The following is a 13961-nucleotide window of genomic DNA, read 5'->3' as shown; positions in this document are numbered from 1 at the left end:
CAGCCCACAACGAAAGACCGTTCATCACCATGACCACACTGGAAATCCGAGACCTGCATGTCGACGTCGCACAGACCGACGCCGACGCCGAGCCCATCCACATCCTCAAGGGTGTCGACCTCACCGTGAAGTCGGGGGAGACCCACGCGATCATGGGCCCCAACGGTTCCGGCAAGTCGACGCTGTCGTATGCCATCGCCGGTCACCCCAAGTACGAGGTGACCCAGGGGTCCATCACCCTCGACGGTGAGGATGTTCTCGAGATGAGCGTCGACGAGCGGGCGCGCGCCGGACTGTTCCTGGCCATGCAGTACCCGGTTGAGGTTCCCGGAGTCTCGATGTCGAACTTCCTGCGCACCGCCGCCACCGCCGTGCGCGGCGAGGCCCCCAAGCTGCGGCACTGGGTCAAGGAGACCAAGGAGGCGATGACGGCGCTCGAGATCGATCCGGCGTTCGCCGAACGCAGTGTCAACGAGGGCTTTTCGGGCGGCGAGAAGAAGCGTCACGAGATCCTGCAGCTCGATCTGCTCAAGCCGAAGATCGCGATTCTCGACGAGACCGATTCGGGCCTGGACGTCGACGCGTTGCGCGTGGTGTCCGAGGGCGTGAACCGCTACAAGGAGAACGAGCACGGCGGCATCCTGCTGATCACGCACTACACGCGGATCCTGCGCTACATCAAGCCCGAGTTCGTGCACGTGTTCGTCAACGGACGGGTCGTCGAGTCGGGCGGTCCCGAACTTGCCGACGAACTCGAGGAGAACGGCTACGTGCGGTTCACCTCCCCGGCCAAGGCCGGCTGAGTCCGACCGAAGGAGGTGTCATCAGTGACGCTGTCCACCCAAGCCGCGGCTCCGGCGTTCGACGTCGAGGCGTTGCGGGCCGACTTCCCGATTCTGTCGCGCACGGTGCGGGATTCGAAACCGTTGGTGTACCTGGACTCCGGGGCCACCTCGCAGCGGCCCGTGCAGGTACTCGACGCGGAGCGCGAGTTCCTGACCCAGCACAACGCCGCTGTTCACCGCGGTGCGCACCAGCTGGCCGAGGAAGCCACCGACGCCTATGAGGATGCGCGTGAGGTGATCGCGCGTTTCGTCGGTGCCGACGCCGACGAGCTGGTGTTCACCAAGAACGCCACCGAGGCGTTGAATCTGGTGTCTTACACGCTCGGTGACGATCGCGGTGCGGACATCTTCGGCGGGAGGCAACTCGGCGGAGGCGACACCGTCGTCATCACCGAACTCGAGCACCACGCGAATCTCGTTCCGTGGCAGGAACTGTGCCGCCGGACGGGTGCGACGCTGCGCTGGTACGGCGTCACCGATGACGGTCGGATCGATCTCGACTCACTCGAACTCGACGACACCGTCAAGGTGCTTGCGTTCACCCATCAGTCGAATGTGACCGGCGCCGTCGCCGATGTGGCCGAACTCGTGCGCCGGGCCCGAGCAGTCGGTGCTCTCGTCGTGCTCGACGCCTGCCAGTCGGTTCCGCACATGGGGGTCGACTTCCGAGCGCTCGACGTCGACTTCGCCGCCTTCTCCGGGCACAAGATGTTTGGTCCGTCGGGTGTGGGTGTCCTCTACGGCCGCGCGGAGTTGCTGAATGCGTTGCCGCCCTTCCTGACCGGCGGGTCGATGATCGAAACCGTCACCATGGAGGTGTCGACGTACGCGCCGCCTCCGCAGCGGTTCGAGGCCGGTGTGCCGATGACGTCGCAGACGGTCGGCCTGGGCGCGGCGGTGCGCTACCTCGAGGCGATCGGTATGAACGCGATTGCCGAGCACGAGCATGCGCTGGTCGCCTACGCATTGGAGCGCTTGTCGCAGATCGAGGGACTCCGCATCATCGGGCCGGCGACCGCCGAGAATCGTGGTGGGGCAGTCTCGTTCGTGGTCGACGGAATCCATGCCCACGATCTCGGGCAGATCCTCGACGACGAAGGGGTCGCCATCCGCGTCGGACATCACTGCGCGTGGCCGCTGCACCGCCGGTTCGGGATCGCCGCGAGTGCGCGCGCTTCGTTTGCCGCCTACAACACGCTGGCCGACGTCGACGCACTGACGGCAGCAATCGTGCGTGCCCAGGACTTCTTCGGGAGCCGGTGAGTGCATGCGGATGGAGCAGATGTACCAGGACGTGATCCTGGACCACTACAAACACCCACACGGGCGCGGACTGCGTGAACCGTTCGGTGCCGAGGTCCACCACGTCAACCCCACCTGCGGCGACGAGGTGACGTTGCGCGTCACGGTCTCCGACGACGGCGCCACGATCGCCGACATCTCCTACGACGGGCAAGGATGTTCGATCTCGCAGGCCTCCACGTCGGTGCTCTACGACCAACTGGTCGGCCAATCGGTGGAATCGGCTCTGGCGACCGTGGATTCGTTCAATGCCATGATGACCTCCCGCGGCAAGGATCCCGGTGACGAGGAGATCATCGGTGACGGGATCGCCCTGGCCGGAGTGAGCAAATACCCCGCGCGCGTGAAATGTGCCCTCCTCGGATGGATGGCCTTCAAAGACGCGCTCGCACAGACCATCGACGACCGAGCGGAGTCAGCATGAGTGACGAAACCACCACCACCGAGGCACCTGAGTCTTCCGGGGCGCCCACCGCCGAGACGGGTCCGGCCGGAACCCCTTCCGCGCCGGCCACGTCTTTGCCGGCGCTGGAGGATGTCGAGGAGGCGATGCGCGACGTCGTCGACCCGGAACTGGGCATCAACGTCGTCGACCTCGGATTGGTCTACGGCATCGAGATCACCGACGACGCGGTCGCCAAGATCGACATGACCCTCACCTCGGCGGCCTGCCCGCTGACCGACGTCATCGAGGATCAATCTCGCGGTGCCCTGGTGAACAGCGGCCTGTGTACCGACATGGAGATCAACTGGGTCTGGCTGCCGCCGTGGGGACCCGACAAGATCACCGACGACGGCCGGGAGCAGCTGCGCGCCTTGGGTTTCACTGTCTAGTTGCCGACTTCGAGGCCACTCACGAGGACGCGCGATTCGTGGCTGGACTTGAAGAGTGCTGCCGTCAGCCTCCTGAACTGCTGAAACTCACTTGCTGGTTGAATAGCGCAACGCGGCCCTGCGCGTGTGAGCGTGTCGAAACCCGGCGAGTAACAACGTCAGCGACCACCAGGTTGCGGACATGGCCGTCTCGGCAGATCCGATACGGCTCGCCCCGTGAGGCTCGCCTACTAAACTCAATCAGAGGACGTGGCTACTAAACCGATAACACGGGTGGATCCAGTGTTCTCGTGTCTGAGCACTCCCGCAGAGTTCGCCCACCTACTCGTCGAGCCTGCCGAGCCACCAGATGCTCAGCACGAGAACGGCAATCAGGGCAATGCCGCCAGCCAGAAATCCGGCGCCGCTTGCCACTGCTCCAATTAGCAGATCGCGGATTCCCAAGTATGCGAGGTAGCACCCTCCCCCCACCATCAGAAGCGGCACGAGCACGAGGAGTGCGAACACCAACACGTCCTCGACCCTCCTATGCCAACGTGTCGGCCGCGGATCCGTTTTGGGCTCAACACGTTTCGCTACTACCGACGGATAGGATTTCTGAAACGCAACCGCGTGCTTGTTGGCCGCCGCGACCCTGCCCTTGTCAGCGAACTGGAAGAGCACCATCCCGACATCATCGGCATACTCTATTGCTGCCCGCGAGTAGCCGGCCTTGGCGAAGTAGAGCATCTTCTCGTTCCGGCGCCATCGGCTGTTCCGTTGCAGCCAAGCGCCCGCCAACTGCTGGGTGCTCGGCCGACCCACTGGCTTGCTCTGCCATTTGACCTGGGCGACAGCTGCTGGCGCAACCACGTCGATACCCTTGTCGGCTGAGGCCTGAGTTGCTTTCGCCTCCGGGAACCCCAGCTTGCGCATGATCTGCGCAGCTCGTTCCTCTGCCTTCGCGGCTTCGGCCCGTAACTCACGTTGCCGGCCCGGCATGTGTGAGAGGAGCGCGTCGGCAACCGGGGTAACGGCTTCATCTTCAGCGGCGTCGGAGAATGCCTCGTCCGGCTCCGCCGCGTCGCCGGGAGTCACCGCACACATCCGATGGAGCTCGGGTCTAGAAGAGTTGGCATGGCCAACATCATGTCCACAAGGCGGCCCACGGACAGTCCTCCGACCGGACGAATCCCGTGTGCCCGTCGCGAAGCCCAGCGCGAGCGACCTGTACCACCGCCACGCATTAACGACGGGTTGATCGCCTCGTAAGCCGAGCATGGAGACGGCTTCGACAGGCAGGTGACGCGGCGACGGATGACCGATGGATCGAAGTCTCCCGGTCGGGGTTTGCCCACGAAGCCGAGGGTTTGGCGATGCTTCGGAGCATCAGCCCCGACGCCTCGCCGTACCGTGCGTGGACGAACTTCGAGTCATGGACAACCACGGCTGCTGTAACGAGGTCGACGCCCTGATCCTCGGCCGGCGTCTGCACGTGGTGGGGCTCAAGGCGCACACCGGCGTGCTCAGCGGCAACGAAAAGAATCGGCTCTTGACCGCGCGAAACGGACGCAGTCGCACCCAGCGGTCCGCGTTGCTCACCACCCGACAGAAGGCACAGAAGCTGGCCTCGCGCCTGAAGGAAGAGGCTCGCAAGAACAGGCTCGATCCCGAAGAGGTGTTGCGGGCGGTACCGTTCAACCAGGAAGAGGTCTTCTTCCATGGTGAGATCTGCCGCGCGGAACGGGACTCTCCCCACGAGTTCACCCGTCGATCAGCTGCGCTGCTCTGCGCCCGATGAGACCAGCCAGGGTGCTACGGAGTCCGGGCACTGAGTCGCCGATCTCGGCTTCAACCGCGGGCCACGATTCCTGAACGGACCGGACATACCCGGCGACGATGCTCTCCAGATCTGTGGTCGCGCCTAGCTTGCGCTCGATCCTGGCGAAATGCCGCAACTTGATACGGTCGAAACGTCTGGTCCCACCGAGCCGCAAACCGAGATCCTCATTGCCTTCCAATTGAGGCCGGTACAGTTCGGTGCAGACAGCATCGTACAGTGGGGAGAGCACAGGTGTGCGCGGGTCCTTGTAGAGAAGCGACCAATTCTTCAGGTGCGCGTCGCCGTTCCCGACCAAGACAAAGAAGGCGAGACGGCGAGCAAACTCGCGAAGGCTTTTCGTATCGTGACCTCGGAAGACCAGACCGCCGAGCGATTCGAAGTTACCGAAATACTTGTCTTCCGGGTACACGCCTCTGACCTGAGCGAGATCCTCCATGTGAACACGAGTTCCGCCCGCGGTGCGATCAAAACGTCGGATCGCGTATGCCCACTCCTCTTTGCCCGGCCACGCCGATGCCGGTAGTCCCTTAATGTCTTCACGATGTACCAACCTAGTCTCAGGTACATCGAGGCCACTGATTCGGGCGAGAGTCATCACATGGTATTCGTTCGCGGGAACATGCGGGAACTCGCGATCTGGCAGCTTGACGATCCAGTCACCGCCCTCGCCTGAAGCGGGACAGGTGAATCGTCCAGCGTCACGCAACATCGAGAACTTGAGACCGATCCCGGCGAGGGAGAATCGCCATCCCGCTCCCGATGCCCCGGCATATGTGGGCGCCTGCATATCCGATGGGACGTCGGTGTCGTCGGCCTCAGGTTCCAAGACGCGTACGGCTCCGGGAAGATCATGGCCGACCTGTCCGAGCAGCTGGATTTCCCGATCTTTGGAGACGCCCCGATCGATTGCGATCCACGTTCGGAGCTGCCCTTCGGGAAGAAGGTTGGAAAACCACGGCGGAAGCCGGAGATTTGCCGATACGCGTCGCGACAAGGATTCCTCAAACCGGAGCCCGAGCACGTTCCGATTCGGATCGTCGATGTAATCGTCGTCGAACTCGAACCAGCTGTAGTTTTGGGAGTATCTCAGATATCCGATCTTCTTGTCATGAAGCAATACCGCCAGTCTCGATGTCTCATCGGCCACGTTATTGTCCCGCTACGTCGAAACCGTCGAGGTCGAGATCCTCGTCGTCATCGATGAGAAAACTGTCGAGGGAGACAGAATTCTCGAATCCCAATTCCCACCGACTCTCGAGGAATTCCTTCACAACAGTCTGGATTTCTTGCTGTCGTTCTTCGGTGAAATCCGCCCAGTTCTTCGCGGTGAACGCGTAAGCGGCGGTAGGGCTGATGACATGGGACTTGAGTACGTCTGGCCAGACTGTCTCGATCGACGAACTGCCGACAGCCAACAGTTCGACGATCTCGCGTGGCCGTAGTTCGACACCCGGCAGCATGAGCCAGCGCGCTGCGGTATCGGTTTCGCCCTCCGCTGAGGTACCTCGAGGCACCACCGCCGTCAATGCTTCGCGTGGCGTCTGTGAATCACCTAGAGATTCAGCAAGCTCACGACGCTCGATGGTGTGCCCATCAGTGAGCGATCGGGGACCCTTCTCCCACATCGCACATGTCACGATCTTGCTCTGCGCGTGGTTGGTACGAAACTTCGACACATCGGGAATGCGCAGCATTACCTGCGGAACTGCTTCCAGAAGCGCGGTGAGCGTGGTGCCGATATCCGCAGGATCGACCTTTGTGCAGAATGCTCGTGCAGTCCCCGTCGTGGAACCCGGAACCACCCCAGGACCCGCGGACGCGGCTCGCCAGAGCCATCGACGCAGCAGCTGGCGTTCACGCGGATTTTCCAGTGCATGGTGCGCGAAGACTCTGGTTAGCACGATGAGCAGATGCCGGTAGGGCAGTAGTGCGAAATGCGGGACATCGCAGTCACGCTGAAGGAAGTGGACCGCGTGTGTCAGTGCGATGGCTGCCTCCGCGTAGGCCGTCTGCACCGACTCACCGGGAAAATCGCTGGAGACTCGCCGCTGATCGTCGAACTCCAGGCGAATCTCTCGTGTGATGTCTGGGCCTCGCCGCGCCAGGACGGCACGCAACACAGTGTCACTGTCGATCAACCCGAAGTCGTCTCCGTCGGCGATCTGTTGCGCAATCGCCTCGATCGGGCCCGACGCAGAGCTGTCGGCCGAGGTAGACGAGTGCAGCGCAGAGAAGACTTCGGCCCGGGTCAGTCGCTTCCCATAGTTGTTGATTCGGTCAAAGATGTCGCGCAGTACGCGCTCATCTTGGGTGTCGACCACCGAGGCGGACACCTGGGCCTGCCGGATTCGCTTTGCCACTCCGGTCGCGACATCGAAATAGGCGCCGACCTCTGGATGGTCTCGGAACCACCGCAGCAAGGTCTGTAGATCGAACAGAACGGGTAACGGAATCACACTCGCGGCCGCGGCCGACTGGGACCGCACAACGTCCTGGGTCTCCAAGTCGACGCTTAGACCGAACCGATCATCGTGCGCTCCGTCGTGGGATAGCGCGTTGGCCAGTGTCGTAACCCGCTGTTGCCCGTCCACCACCCACAGCGCTCGCTCATACGCCGGGGCATCAATGCTCAACGCTCCCAGACGCACAAGGCCGCTCGGTGCGGGTTTCGCCCACAGCAACAGGTTGCCGATCGGGTAACCGCGCAAGATACTCTCGAAAAGGCGGCGGGCGTCTTCCCGGCCCCATCGCAGCGGCCGCTGGAAGTCGGGGATACGCACTTGCCCTTCCCACACCTTCCGCACCAGGTCTTCGACTTCGAAGACCTCTGCCTTTGGCGCGGTGTGCAGACTGGCAGACATGTCATTCCCTTCACCGATGTTTAGCGCCCACTCTACGGTCGGCCACCGACAACCCTGCACATCTTTGCCCGGGGTGCGCCGATCTGTGCTCCGGCATTCTTCTCGCGTGGTGCGCTGAATGTTTAACGGCTCTTCCGGACTAACGGGGCTTGCGCTCGTTCGGTGAAGCTTTCTCGGCGGCGTTGCGCCCTGTCGCCGCACGTCGGATGGATTTCCTGGTCTACCTGGCCGAGTGCTGTTCGACGTATTTGCTGACAGCCCGCCGGATCACTTCGGCAGCCGACTCCCTCTCAGCTCAGCCTTCGCGACCACCACGACCCGTGCGCAATGCGGCTGGCCGGACAGACGTCGTCGGAGTCTTCCCGCGCATCGGCGGCAACTTTGGGCAGCCGGACATTTTCGCGGTACCGCAGGGTCCACTTCGCGCCGGTCGCAACGCGATGGGCATGGTCGACACGGGGTTGCTGCCGCAGGCCGTCGAAGGCCGTCGGGTGCTGCTCTTGGGTAGACGATCGCGGCTGGTCGCGCACATCGGCTGGAAGCGGCGAAGTGTCTACGTCGAGGCGTTGGACGGATACCGGGCGGCGCGGTTCGGTCGAGGTAGCCGACGACGCGTTCATCGTCGAGCGGGATACACGCGGCGACTGGCGATGGTGGACCTGGACGGGCGCCAACGCGAACCGGACGCAGACGCTCGCGGTGTGGGCGGGCGATCTCGTGACGGCGCGGCAGCAGATCGGTGCCGAGTCGATCCGGCCGCAGCGGATCTGACGGTCGTTGCGATCACCTCGGGATGGCAGCGGTCCGTTCGAGCAGCGATCGACAGCTGTCCACCGTCGACTCGTGCGCGGAGCAGGGGCTGATGTTCTCGGCGGCGCTACCGGAGGATCTCGCCCGCAGAACGCTGGCCGCCAGGTCTGCAGATTTCGAGCATACTGGTGCTGTGCTGGACGAGCGCGTGTCGTGCCGCCTGACCTACTAATGGCGGCGGAGGAACCATGTCCGAATCCGAGGGCCATTTTCGACGCATCCGCCGGTGGCGCCCGCCGGTCGGGGAGTCCCGGGTGGAGAAGATGATCCGCGAGGCCACCGAGCGCGGTGAGTTCGACAACCTGCCCGGCATGGGCAAACCCCTCGACCTCTCCGACGCCGACGATCCGGACTGGTGGGTCAAACGCAAGATCCGCGACGAGAACCTCGACTCGTCGGCACTGCTGCCCGCACCTCTTCAGTTGCGCAAAGAGGCACAAGGTTTCCCGGAGTCGCTCCGCGGCATCGCCGACGAGGACGCGGTCCGCGACATCCTCACCGACTTCAACCGGCGCGTGCGCGAAGCGCATCTCGCGACTCGCGCCGGCATGCCGTCGCTGATCACCGCTCATACCGTCGACGTCGATGAAGTGGTCGCGCAGTGGCGGACATTGCGGTCGCAGTGATCTCCCTAGGGCGTGTCTCCCAACATGTTCACGACGTCGGCCAACCTTGGCAGTAGCGTTCGATTCCAGGACCGCTCGATCCCGTTGCGCGCGTATCGCTGATAGCGGTCCGCAATGTCGAAACCGCTCATCTGCCAGAACAACCGGGTACCCCGGCCATGCGGAAGCAGTCGGTAGTCCATCATCCAGCGCTGGGGCGGATTCCCACGAAGGTCGGTCCAACTGTAGGCGAGGTGCCCGGGCTCGTCGGCCGCAACGACCTGACACGCCATCTCGGCGTCGGGTCTATCGCGTACCGCCACTTGAACGATGAACGTTGTCCCGACCACGGGCGCAAAGCCGATCACCGGCGAGAGCCATCCGGCGATCAGCTCTGGCTCCGTCAGCGCGCGCCACACAACCCGGGGTGGCCGCTCCACGAACACCGCAAGATCGATCAGTGACGGGTCAGGCACCGAGTCGTCGAACACGCAATCACCGCCCGAGCACCGAGCGGATCATCGCCCCGCGTGTACTGCTGCCCGCCGCCGTGAACAGATTCGTCATCGTGGTCAGCACTCCCGAAAGGTTCTCGCGCTCGGACAGATAGGCGCGTTGCCGGCCGACGGGGAGGTGGGCGAAGGTGTCGAAGAATCGTCGGGTCTGGGGAGCGTCGAATGACAGAAGTGATCGCAGTCCCGCGCGTCGCAGCCGATAGACCTGCCGGGCCGAGAGCGACCAGATAGCGTCGTTCGGGTCCTTCTGTGCGGCAGCCGCTTTCGCCACCACCTCGGCTGCTTGCAGTGACGCTGCGACGCTGTAGCCGGTGGCCGGATGCATCAGCCCGCCACGTGCGCCGAACTCCATCACCTCGCTGCGCCACGGGCTGCTCTCGCCGAGGAGGCCGAAGGAGACGATCTCGTCGTCGATTTGGGTCAACGACAGATGGGCCAGGCGAGCGTCGAGCCGTCGGCGTAGCTCGCTGGGCGGCAACGCCGGGTCGCCGGCCAGGCACGTCTCCTCGAGTAGGACGCGGTTGTCGTCGAGCGGAATGGCGTAGAGGAACGACGGTGGGGCTTGAGAGTCGAGGCCCGGGAACACACCCCAGTCCATGAGGATGGCTTCAGCGCCGTCGAGCACGGGGAGTGCTTGGCTGCGTGGCACGATCCGCCCGAACGCGGTTTGTCGGGCGCCGCGACCGGTGATTCCGCGGGCATCGACGACGATGTCTGCCACGATGTGCTCACCTGAGCGCAGGGTGACCCGATCGGGGTGTACCGCGACGGTACGGTCGACGATGACGTGGGCGTCGGAGACGTCGAGGACCGACTGCAGCCCTTCGACGTCGAGGACGGTGTAACCGCGTCGAACCGCCACCCGCTCCGTGGACCGCATGTCGACCGAATTCACTTGGGCAGCAATGGAGTCCGTGGGCAGCCAGTGGGGCAGTTCGTCGGTCCAGCAGGCATAGGTCGCGCGCCATGCGCGATGCGGTGCCGGGTCCACGAGGGTCACTGCGACACCCTCGCGCAAGAGCCGATGCGCCAGGGCTCGGCCCGACGGACCGGCCCCGACGACGATCGCCTCGGTCACGCCTCGGTCCCGTCGGCCACGGTTACATATTGCCGGTCGAGAGCAGGCCGCCGTCGACCGCCAGCGTCTGGCCGGTGATCCACACGGCTTCGTCGCTGGCCAGGAACGCGGCGGCGCGGGCGATGTCCTCGGTCTCGCCGAGTCGGCCGAGGGGATAGCCCTTGATGGCGCGGGCTTCGTTCTCGCCGGCGATCAGGTCCTTGGCGAACCGGGTGCGGATGATGGCGGGTGCGATCGCGTTGACGCGGATGTTGTTGCTGCCGAGCTCCCAGGCCAACTCCGATGTCAGGCGGATCATCGCGGCCTTGGACGCGCCATAGGCGGCGATCACCCCGGTCGACCGCAGACCGGCGACGGAGGCGATGTTCACGACCGCGCCACCGCGATCGGACATGCCGGCGCGAAACGCCTCCTGGATGAAGCCCAGACCCGCAACCACGTTGGTGTCGAAGATCTTGCGGAAGGCCCCCAGATCGGCATCCATCAGCGGACCGAACAGCGGGTTGATCCCGGTGTTGTTGACCAGGATGTCGATGGCCCCGCCGAGTTCGACCGTCGCGGCGACCGCTTCGGTGCGGTGAGTTTCATCACCGGTGTTGCCGGGGCAGTCGACGACCCGGGCCTCGGGAACCGCAGCGCGGATCTCGTCGGCAGCGGCGGCAAGTGGCTCGGGTTTGCGGCCGGTGATGACCACCGATGCACCGCGTCGGGCCAGTTCGGTGGCGATGCCCAGACCGATGCCGCGACTGGCGCCGGTCACCAGCGCGGACTTGCCGGACAGGTCGGATGTGCTCGGGATTGCTGTGGGTTGCGTCACGTCGATCACCGTATCCTTCCCGTCGCGACGTCCGGGTGCGGTCCGGGTGGAAAATCCCGCTGACATGCACCGGTAGACTGGTCCGTCGTGATCACCGCGACCGACCTGGAAGTTCGAGCGGGCGCTCGGACCCTGCTGTCGGCGCCCGGCGACGCACTGCGCATCCAGCCCGGCGACCGGATCGGTTTGGTGGGGCGTAACGGAGCCGGCAAGACCACCACTCTGCGCATCCTGGCCGGCGAGACCGAGCCCTACGCCGGTGAGATCCGCCGGTCCGGCGATCTCGGCTACCTTCCGCAGGATCCGAAGGAGGGCGACCTCGACGTGCTGGCCAAGGACCGGGTGCTCTCGGCGCGCGGTCTGGACGCGATCCTGCGCGACATGGAGAAGCAGCAGGCGCAGATGGCCGAGGCCGCCGACGATCGCGCGCGTGACAAGGCAGTGGCGCGTTACGGGCGTCTGGAGGAGCGGTTCGCCGACCTCGGTGGGTATGTTGCCGAATCCGACGCGGCGCGCATCTGCCACAGCCTGGGCCTGCCCGACCGGGTGCTGGCCCAGCCGTTACGCACATTGTCTGGCGGTCAGCGTCGTCGCATCGAGTTGGCACGCATCCTGTTCGCGGCGTCCGACGACTCCGGGAAATCCGACACCACCCTGTTGCTCGACGAGCCGACCAACCACCTCGACGCCGACTCGATCGCATGGCTGCGCGGGTTCCTGCAGAACCACGAGGGCGGCCTGGTGGTGATCAGCCACGACGTCGACCTTCTCGCCGATGTGGTGAACCGGGTCTGGTTCCTCGACGCGGTGCGCGGCGAGGCCGATGTCTACAACATGGGGTGGCAGCGCTATCTCGACGCGCGTGCCACCGACGAACAGCGTCGTCGGCGCGAGCGGGCCAACGCAGAGAAGAAGGCGTCGGCCCTGCGCACGCAGGCGGCCAAACTCGGTGCCAAGGCCACCAAGGCGACGGCGGCGCAGAACATGCTCAAGCGCGCCGATCGGATGCTCGACGCCCTCGACGACGAGCGGGTGGCCGACCGTACCGCGCGCATCCGCTTCCCGGAGCCCGCGGCGTGCGGCAAGACCCCGCTGATGGCGGCCGGGCTGTCCAAGAGCTACGGCTCGCTGGAGATCTTCACCGGGGTCGACCTGGCGATCGACAAGGGCAGCCGCGTCGTGATCCTCGGCCTCAACGGTGCGGGCAAGACCACGCTCCTCAAACTTCTTGCGGGCGTGGAGAAACCGGATACCGGCAAACTGGAGCCGGGGTACGGCCTCAAGGTCGGGTATTTCGCGCAGGAGCACGACACGCTCGACGACATGGCCTCCGTGTGGGAGAACATCCGACATGCGGCGCCCGACGCGGGGGAGCAGGACCTGCGCGGACTGCTGGGTGCGTTCATGTTCTCCGGCGCTCAGCTCGATCAGCCGGCGGGCACCCTGTCCGGCGGTGAGAAGACCCGTCTGACGCTCGCCGGTCTGGTGTCGTCGGCGGCGAATGTGCTGCTGCTCGACGAGCCGACCAACAACCTCGACCCGATCTCGCGCGAACAGGTGCTCGACGCATTGCGCAGCTATACCGGGGCTGTCGTGCTCGTCACCCACGACCCCGGCGCCGCCGCGGCACTGGACCCGCAGCGCGTGATCCTGCTGCCCGACGGCACCGAGGATCACTGGTCGGACGAGTACCAGGAACTCATCGAACTCGCCTGATCAAAAGGGGTTCCCGATCGCCGGGCGATAGCCGTTGCCGGCCAGCCACTCCCGCGCACGGCCGGTCTTGCGCTCATCGCTGAAGTTGTTCCAGCGGGTGAGCATGTCCGGGTGGGAGTCGGCCTTGCGGTGCAGCACATCTCGGAAGCGCCGGAAAGCGCCGCGACCCTCGATCGCCATGCCGAGCAGTTCGGCGAGGTGTTCGTCCTCGACCTCCCACGCGATGAACTTCTCCATGTCGCGATAGCCCTGACGTGACCCCTCGCAGTCGATGGAGAGCCACCGGTCGGGGTCCTCGAGATCGTCTTCGGTCATTCCCATGTCGTCGAGGTCGGCGACGCCGGATTCGAACATGAAGTCCGGGTAGACCGTTCCGTCCGTCAGGTCGATTCGGCCCCCGCCCTGCATCGGGTCGCCTTCGAGTGACGACGAGATCATCTCGAGATCGACTTTCAGCTCCTTCAGCAGTGGCGTGGCACCTGTCCCGAGCGCAGATTCGATCTGGTCGGCCAGCTCGTCGTCGCCATACCATTCACGCTCCCGAAGGGCCGCGACACACTGCTCGGCCAACTCGGTGGCACCGTCGGTCTTCGACGCGAGCGCGACCAGCAGTCCTTCGCCTGCTGCCTGCAGGATGTCGTCCCACCGGTTGGCGCGCAGTACCGCAATGACGTCTTGGCCGATGTCGTTGCGGGTTGCCGCTCGAAGCGCGTGATCCCGGTCTGTTTCGTCGGCCATACCCCATCCTTCGCTCGT

15 protein-coding genes are annotated in these 13961 nt (G+C 64.7%); 8 read left to right on the top strand and 7 right to left on the bottom strand.

Annotated features, from left to right (window positions below; genetic code table 11):
• The first annotated feature begins 29 nt into the window (after window positions 1–29).
• The 4 genes from sufC to MKW15_RS12655 are packed head-to-tail and all read left to right on the top strand — an operon-like array spanning window position 30 to window position 2981.
• Complete coding sequence (sufC, locus tag MKW15_RS12670; RefSeq protein ID WP_240858110.1) at window positions 30–803, top strand: Fe-S cluster assembly ATPase SufC; 774 nt, start codon at window positions 30–32, stop codon at window positions 801–803.
• Window positions 804–827: 24 nt separating this feature from the next.
• Window positions 828–2108, top strand: a complete 1281-nt coding sequence (locus MKW15_RS12665; RefSeq protein ID WP_240858101.1) for a cysteine desulfurase — start codon at window positions 828–830, stop codon at window positions 2106–2108.
• Between the two features lie 4 nt (window positions 2109–2112).
• The gene (gene sufU, locus MKW15_RS12660) at window positions 2113–2571 is read left to right on the top strand and encodes a Fe-S cluster assembly sulfur transfer protein SufU (protein ID WP_240858643.1); all 459 of its coding nucleotides are present in this window, start codon (window positions 2113–2115) and stop codon (window positions 2569–2571) included.
• On the top strand, window positions 2568–2981 hold the full coding sequence (locus MKW15_RS12655) for a metal-sulfur cluster assembly factor (protein WP_240858096.1): 414 nt from the start codon (window positions 2568–2570) through the stop codon (window positions 2979–2981). The genes sufU and MKW15_RS12655 overlap by 4 nt, the downstream gene beginning before the upstream one ends.
• Before the next feature lie 321 nt (window positions 2982–3302).
• Here the strand turns inward: MKW15_RS12655 and MKW15_RS12650 are convergent, their stop codons facing one another.
• Window positions 3303–4058 (bottom strand): restriction endonuclease, encoded by a 756-nt coding sequence (locus MKW15_RS12650; protein WP_240858092.1) that lies wholly within the window; start codon window positions 4056–4058, stop codon window positions 3303–3305.
• A 319-nt stretch (window positions 4059–4377) separates the two neighbouring features.
• On the opposite strand from MKW15_RS12650, the gene MKW15_RS12645 reads away from it, so the two are divergent.
• Entirely contained in the window at window positions 4378–4761 is a 384-nt protein-coding gene (locus tag MKW15_RS12645) for an NERD domain-containing protein (RefSeq protein ID WP_240858091.1), read from the top strand.
• Here MKW15_RS12645 and MKW15_RS12640 read toward each other — a convergent pair.
• Window positions 4724–5950, bottom strand: a complete 1227-nt coding sequence (locus tag MKW15_RS12640) for a type II toxin-antitoxin system HipA family toxin (RefSeq protein WP_240858077.1) — start codon at window positions 5948–5950, stop codon at window positions 4724–4726. The two genes, MKW15_RS12645 and MKW15_RS12640, sit on opposite strands and share 38 nt — an antisense overlap.
• A gap of 1 nt (window position 5951) precedes the next feature.
• Complete coding sequence (locus MKW15_RS12635) at window positions 5952–7865, bottom strand: DUF262 domain-containing protein (RefSeq protein ID WP_240858071.1); 1914 nt, start codon at window positions 7863–7865, stop codon at window positions 5952–5954.
• Window positions 7866–8213: 348 nt separating this feature from the next.
• Between MKW15_RS12635 and MKW15_RS12630 the strand changes: the two genes are divergently transcribed.
• Both MKW15_RS12630 and MKW15_RS12625 read left to right on the top strand, forming a co-directional pair.
• Window positions 8214–8435: a hypothetical protein gene (locus MKW15_RS12630; protein ID WP_240858069.1), complete on the top strand. Its 222-nt coding sequence runs from the start codon at window positions 8214–8216 to the stop codon at window positions 8433–8435.
• A 227-nt stretch (window positions 8436–8662) separates the two neighbouring features.
• Window positions 8663–9100: a DnaJ family domain-containing protein gene (locus tag MKW15_RS12625; protein WP_240858067.1), complete on the top strand. Its 438-nt coding sequence runs from the start codon at window positions 8663–8665 to the stop codon at window positions 9098–9100.
• A 5-nt stretch (window positions 9101–9105) separates the two neighbouring features.
• On the opposite strand, the gene MKW15_RS12620 is transcribed toward MKW15_RS12625, so the two are convergent.
• Genes MKW15_RS12620 through MKW15_RS12610 form a run of 3 tightly spaced genes read right to left on the bottom strand, consistent with a single transcriptional unit; the run spans window position 9106 to window position 11489 of the window.
• Window positions 9106–9570: an SRPBCC family protein gene (locus tag MKW15_RS12620; RefSeq protein WP_240858065.1), complete on the bottom strand. Its 465-nt coding sequence runs from the start codon at window positions 9568–9570 to the stop codon at window positions 9106–9108.
• Between the two features lie 4 nt (window positions 9571–9574).
• Window positions 9575–10672 carry a lycopene cyclase family protein gene (locus tag MKW15_RS12615; protein ID WP_240858063.1) on the bottom strand — a complete coding sequence of 366 codons (1098 nt, stop codon included), beginning with the start codon at window positions 10670–10672 and terminating at the stop codon, window positions 9575–9577.
• Window positions 10673–10694: 22 nt separating this feature from the next.
• The gene (locus MKW15_RS12610) at window positions 10695–11489 is read right to left on the bottom strand and encodes an SDR family oxidoreductase (RefSeq protein ID WP_240858048.1); all 795 of its coding nucleotides are present in this window, start codon (window positions 11487–11489) and stop codon (window positions 10695–10697) included.
• A gap of 87 nt (window positions 11490–11576) precedes the next feature.
• On the opposite strand from MKW15_RS12610, the gene MKW15_RS12605 reads away from it, so the two are divergent.
• On the top strand, window positions 11577–13205 hold the full coding sequence (locus MKW15_RS12605; RefSeq protein ID WP_240858046.1) for an ABC-F family ATP-binding cassette domain-containing protein: 1629 nt from the start codon (window positions 11577–11579) through the stop codon (window positions 13203–13205).
• On the opposite strand, the gene MKW15_RS12600 is transcribed toward MKW15_RS12605, so the two are convergent.
• Complete coding sequence (locus MKW15_RS12600) at window positions 13206–13943, bottom strand: UPF0158 family protein (RefSeq protein ID WP_240858044.1); 738 nt, start codon at window positions 13941–13943, stop codon at window positions 13206–13208.
• Window positions 13944–13961: the final 18 nt, after the last annotated feature.

The sequence above is a fragment of the Gordonia gummivorans genome (assembly GCF_022513585.1).
Lineage (GTDB): Bacteria > Actinomycetota > Actinomycetes > Mycobacteriales > Mycobacteriaceae > Gordonia.
The sequence above is the reverse complement of the archived record's forward strand: the minus strand, read 5'-3'. Positions and strand labels throughout refer to the sequence as shown.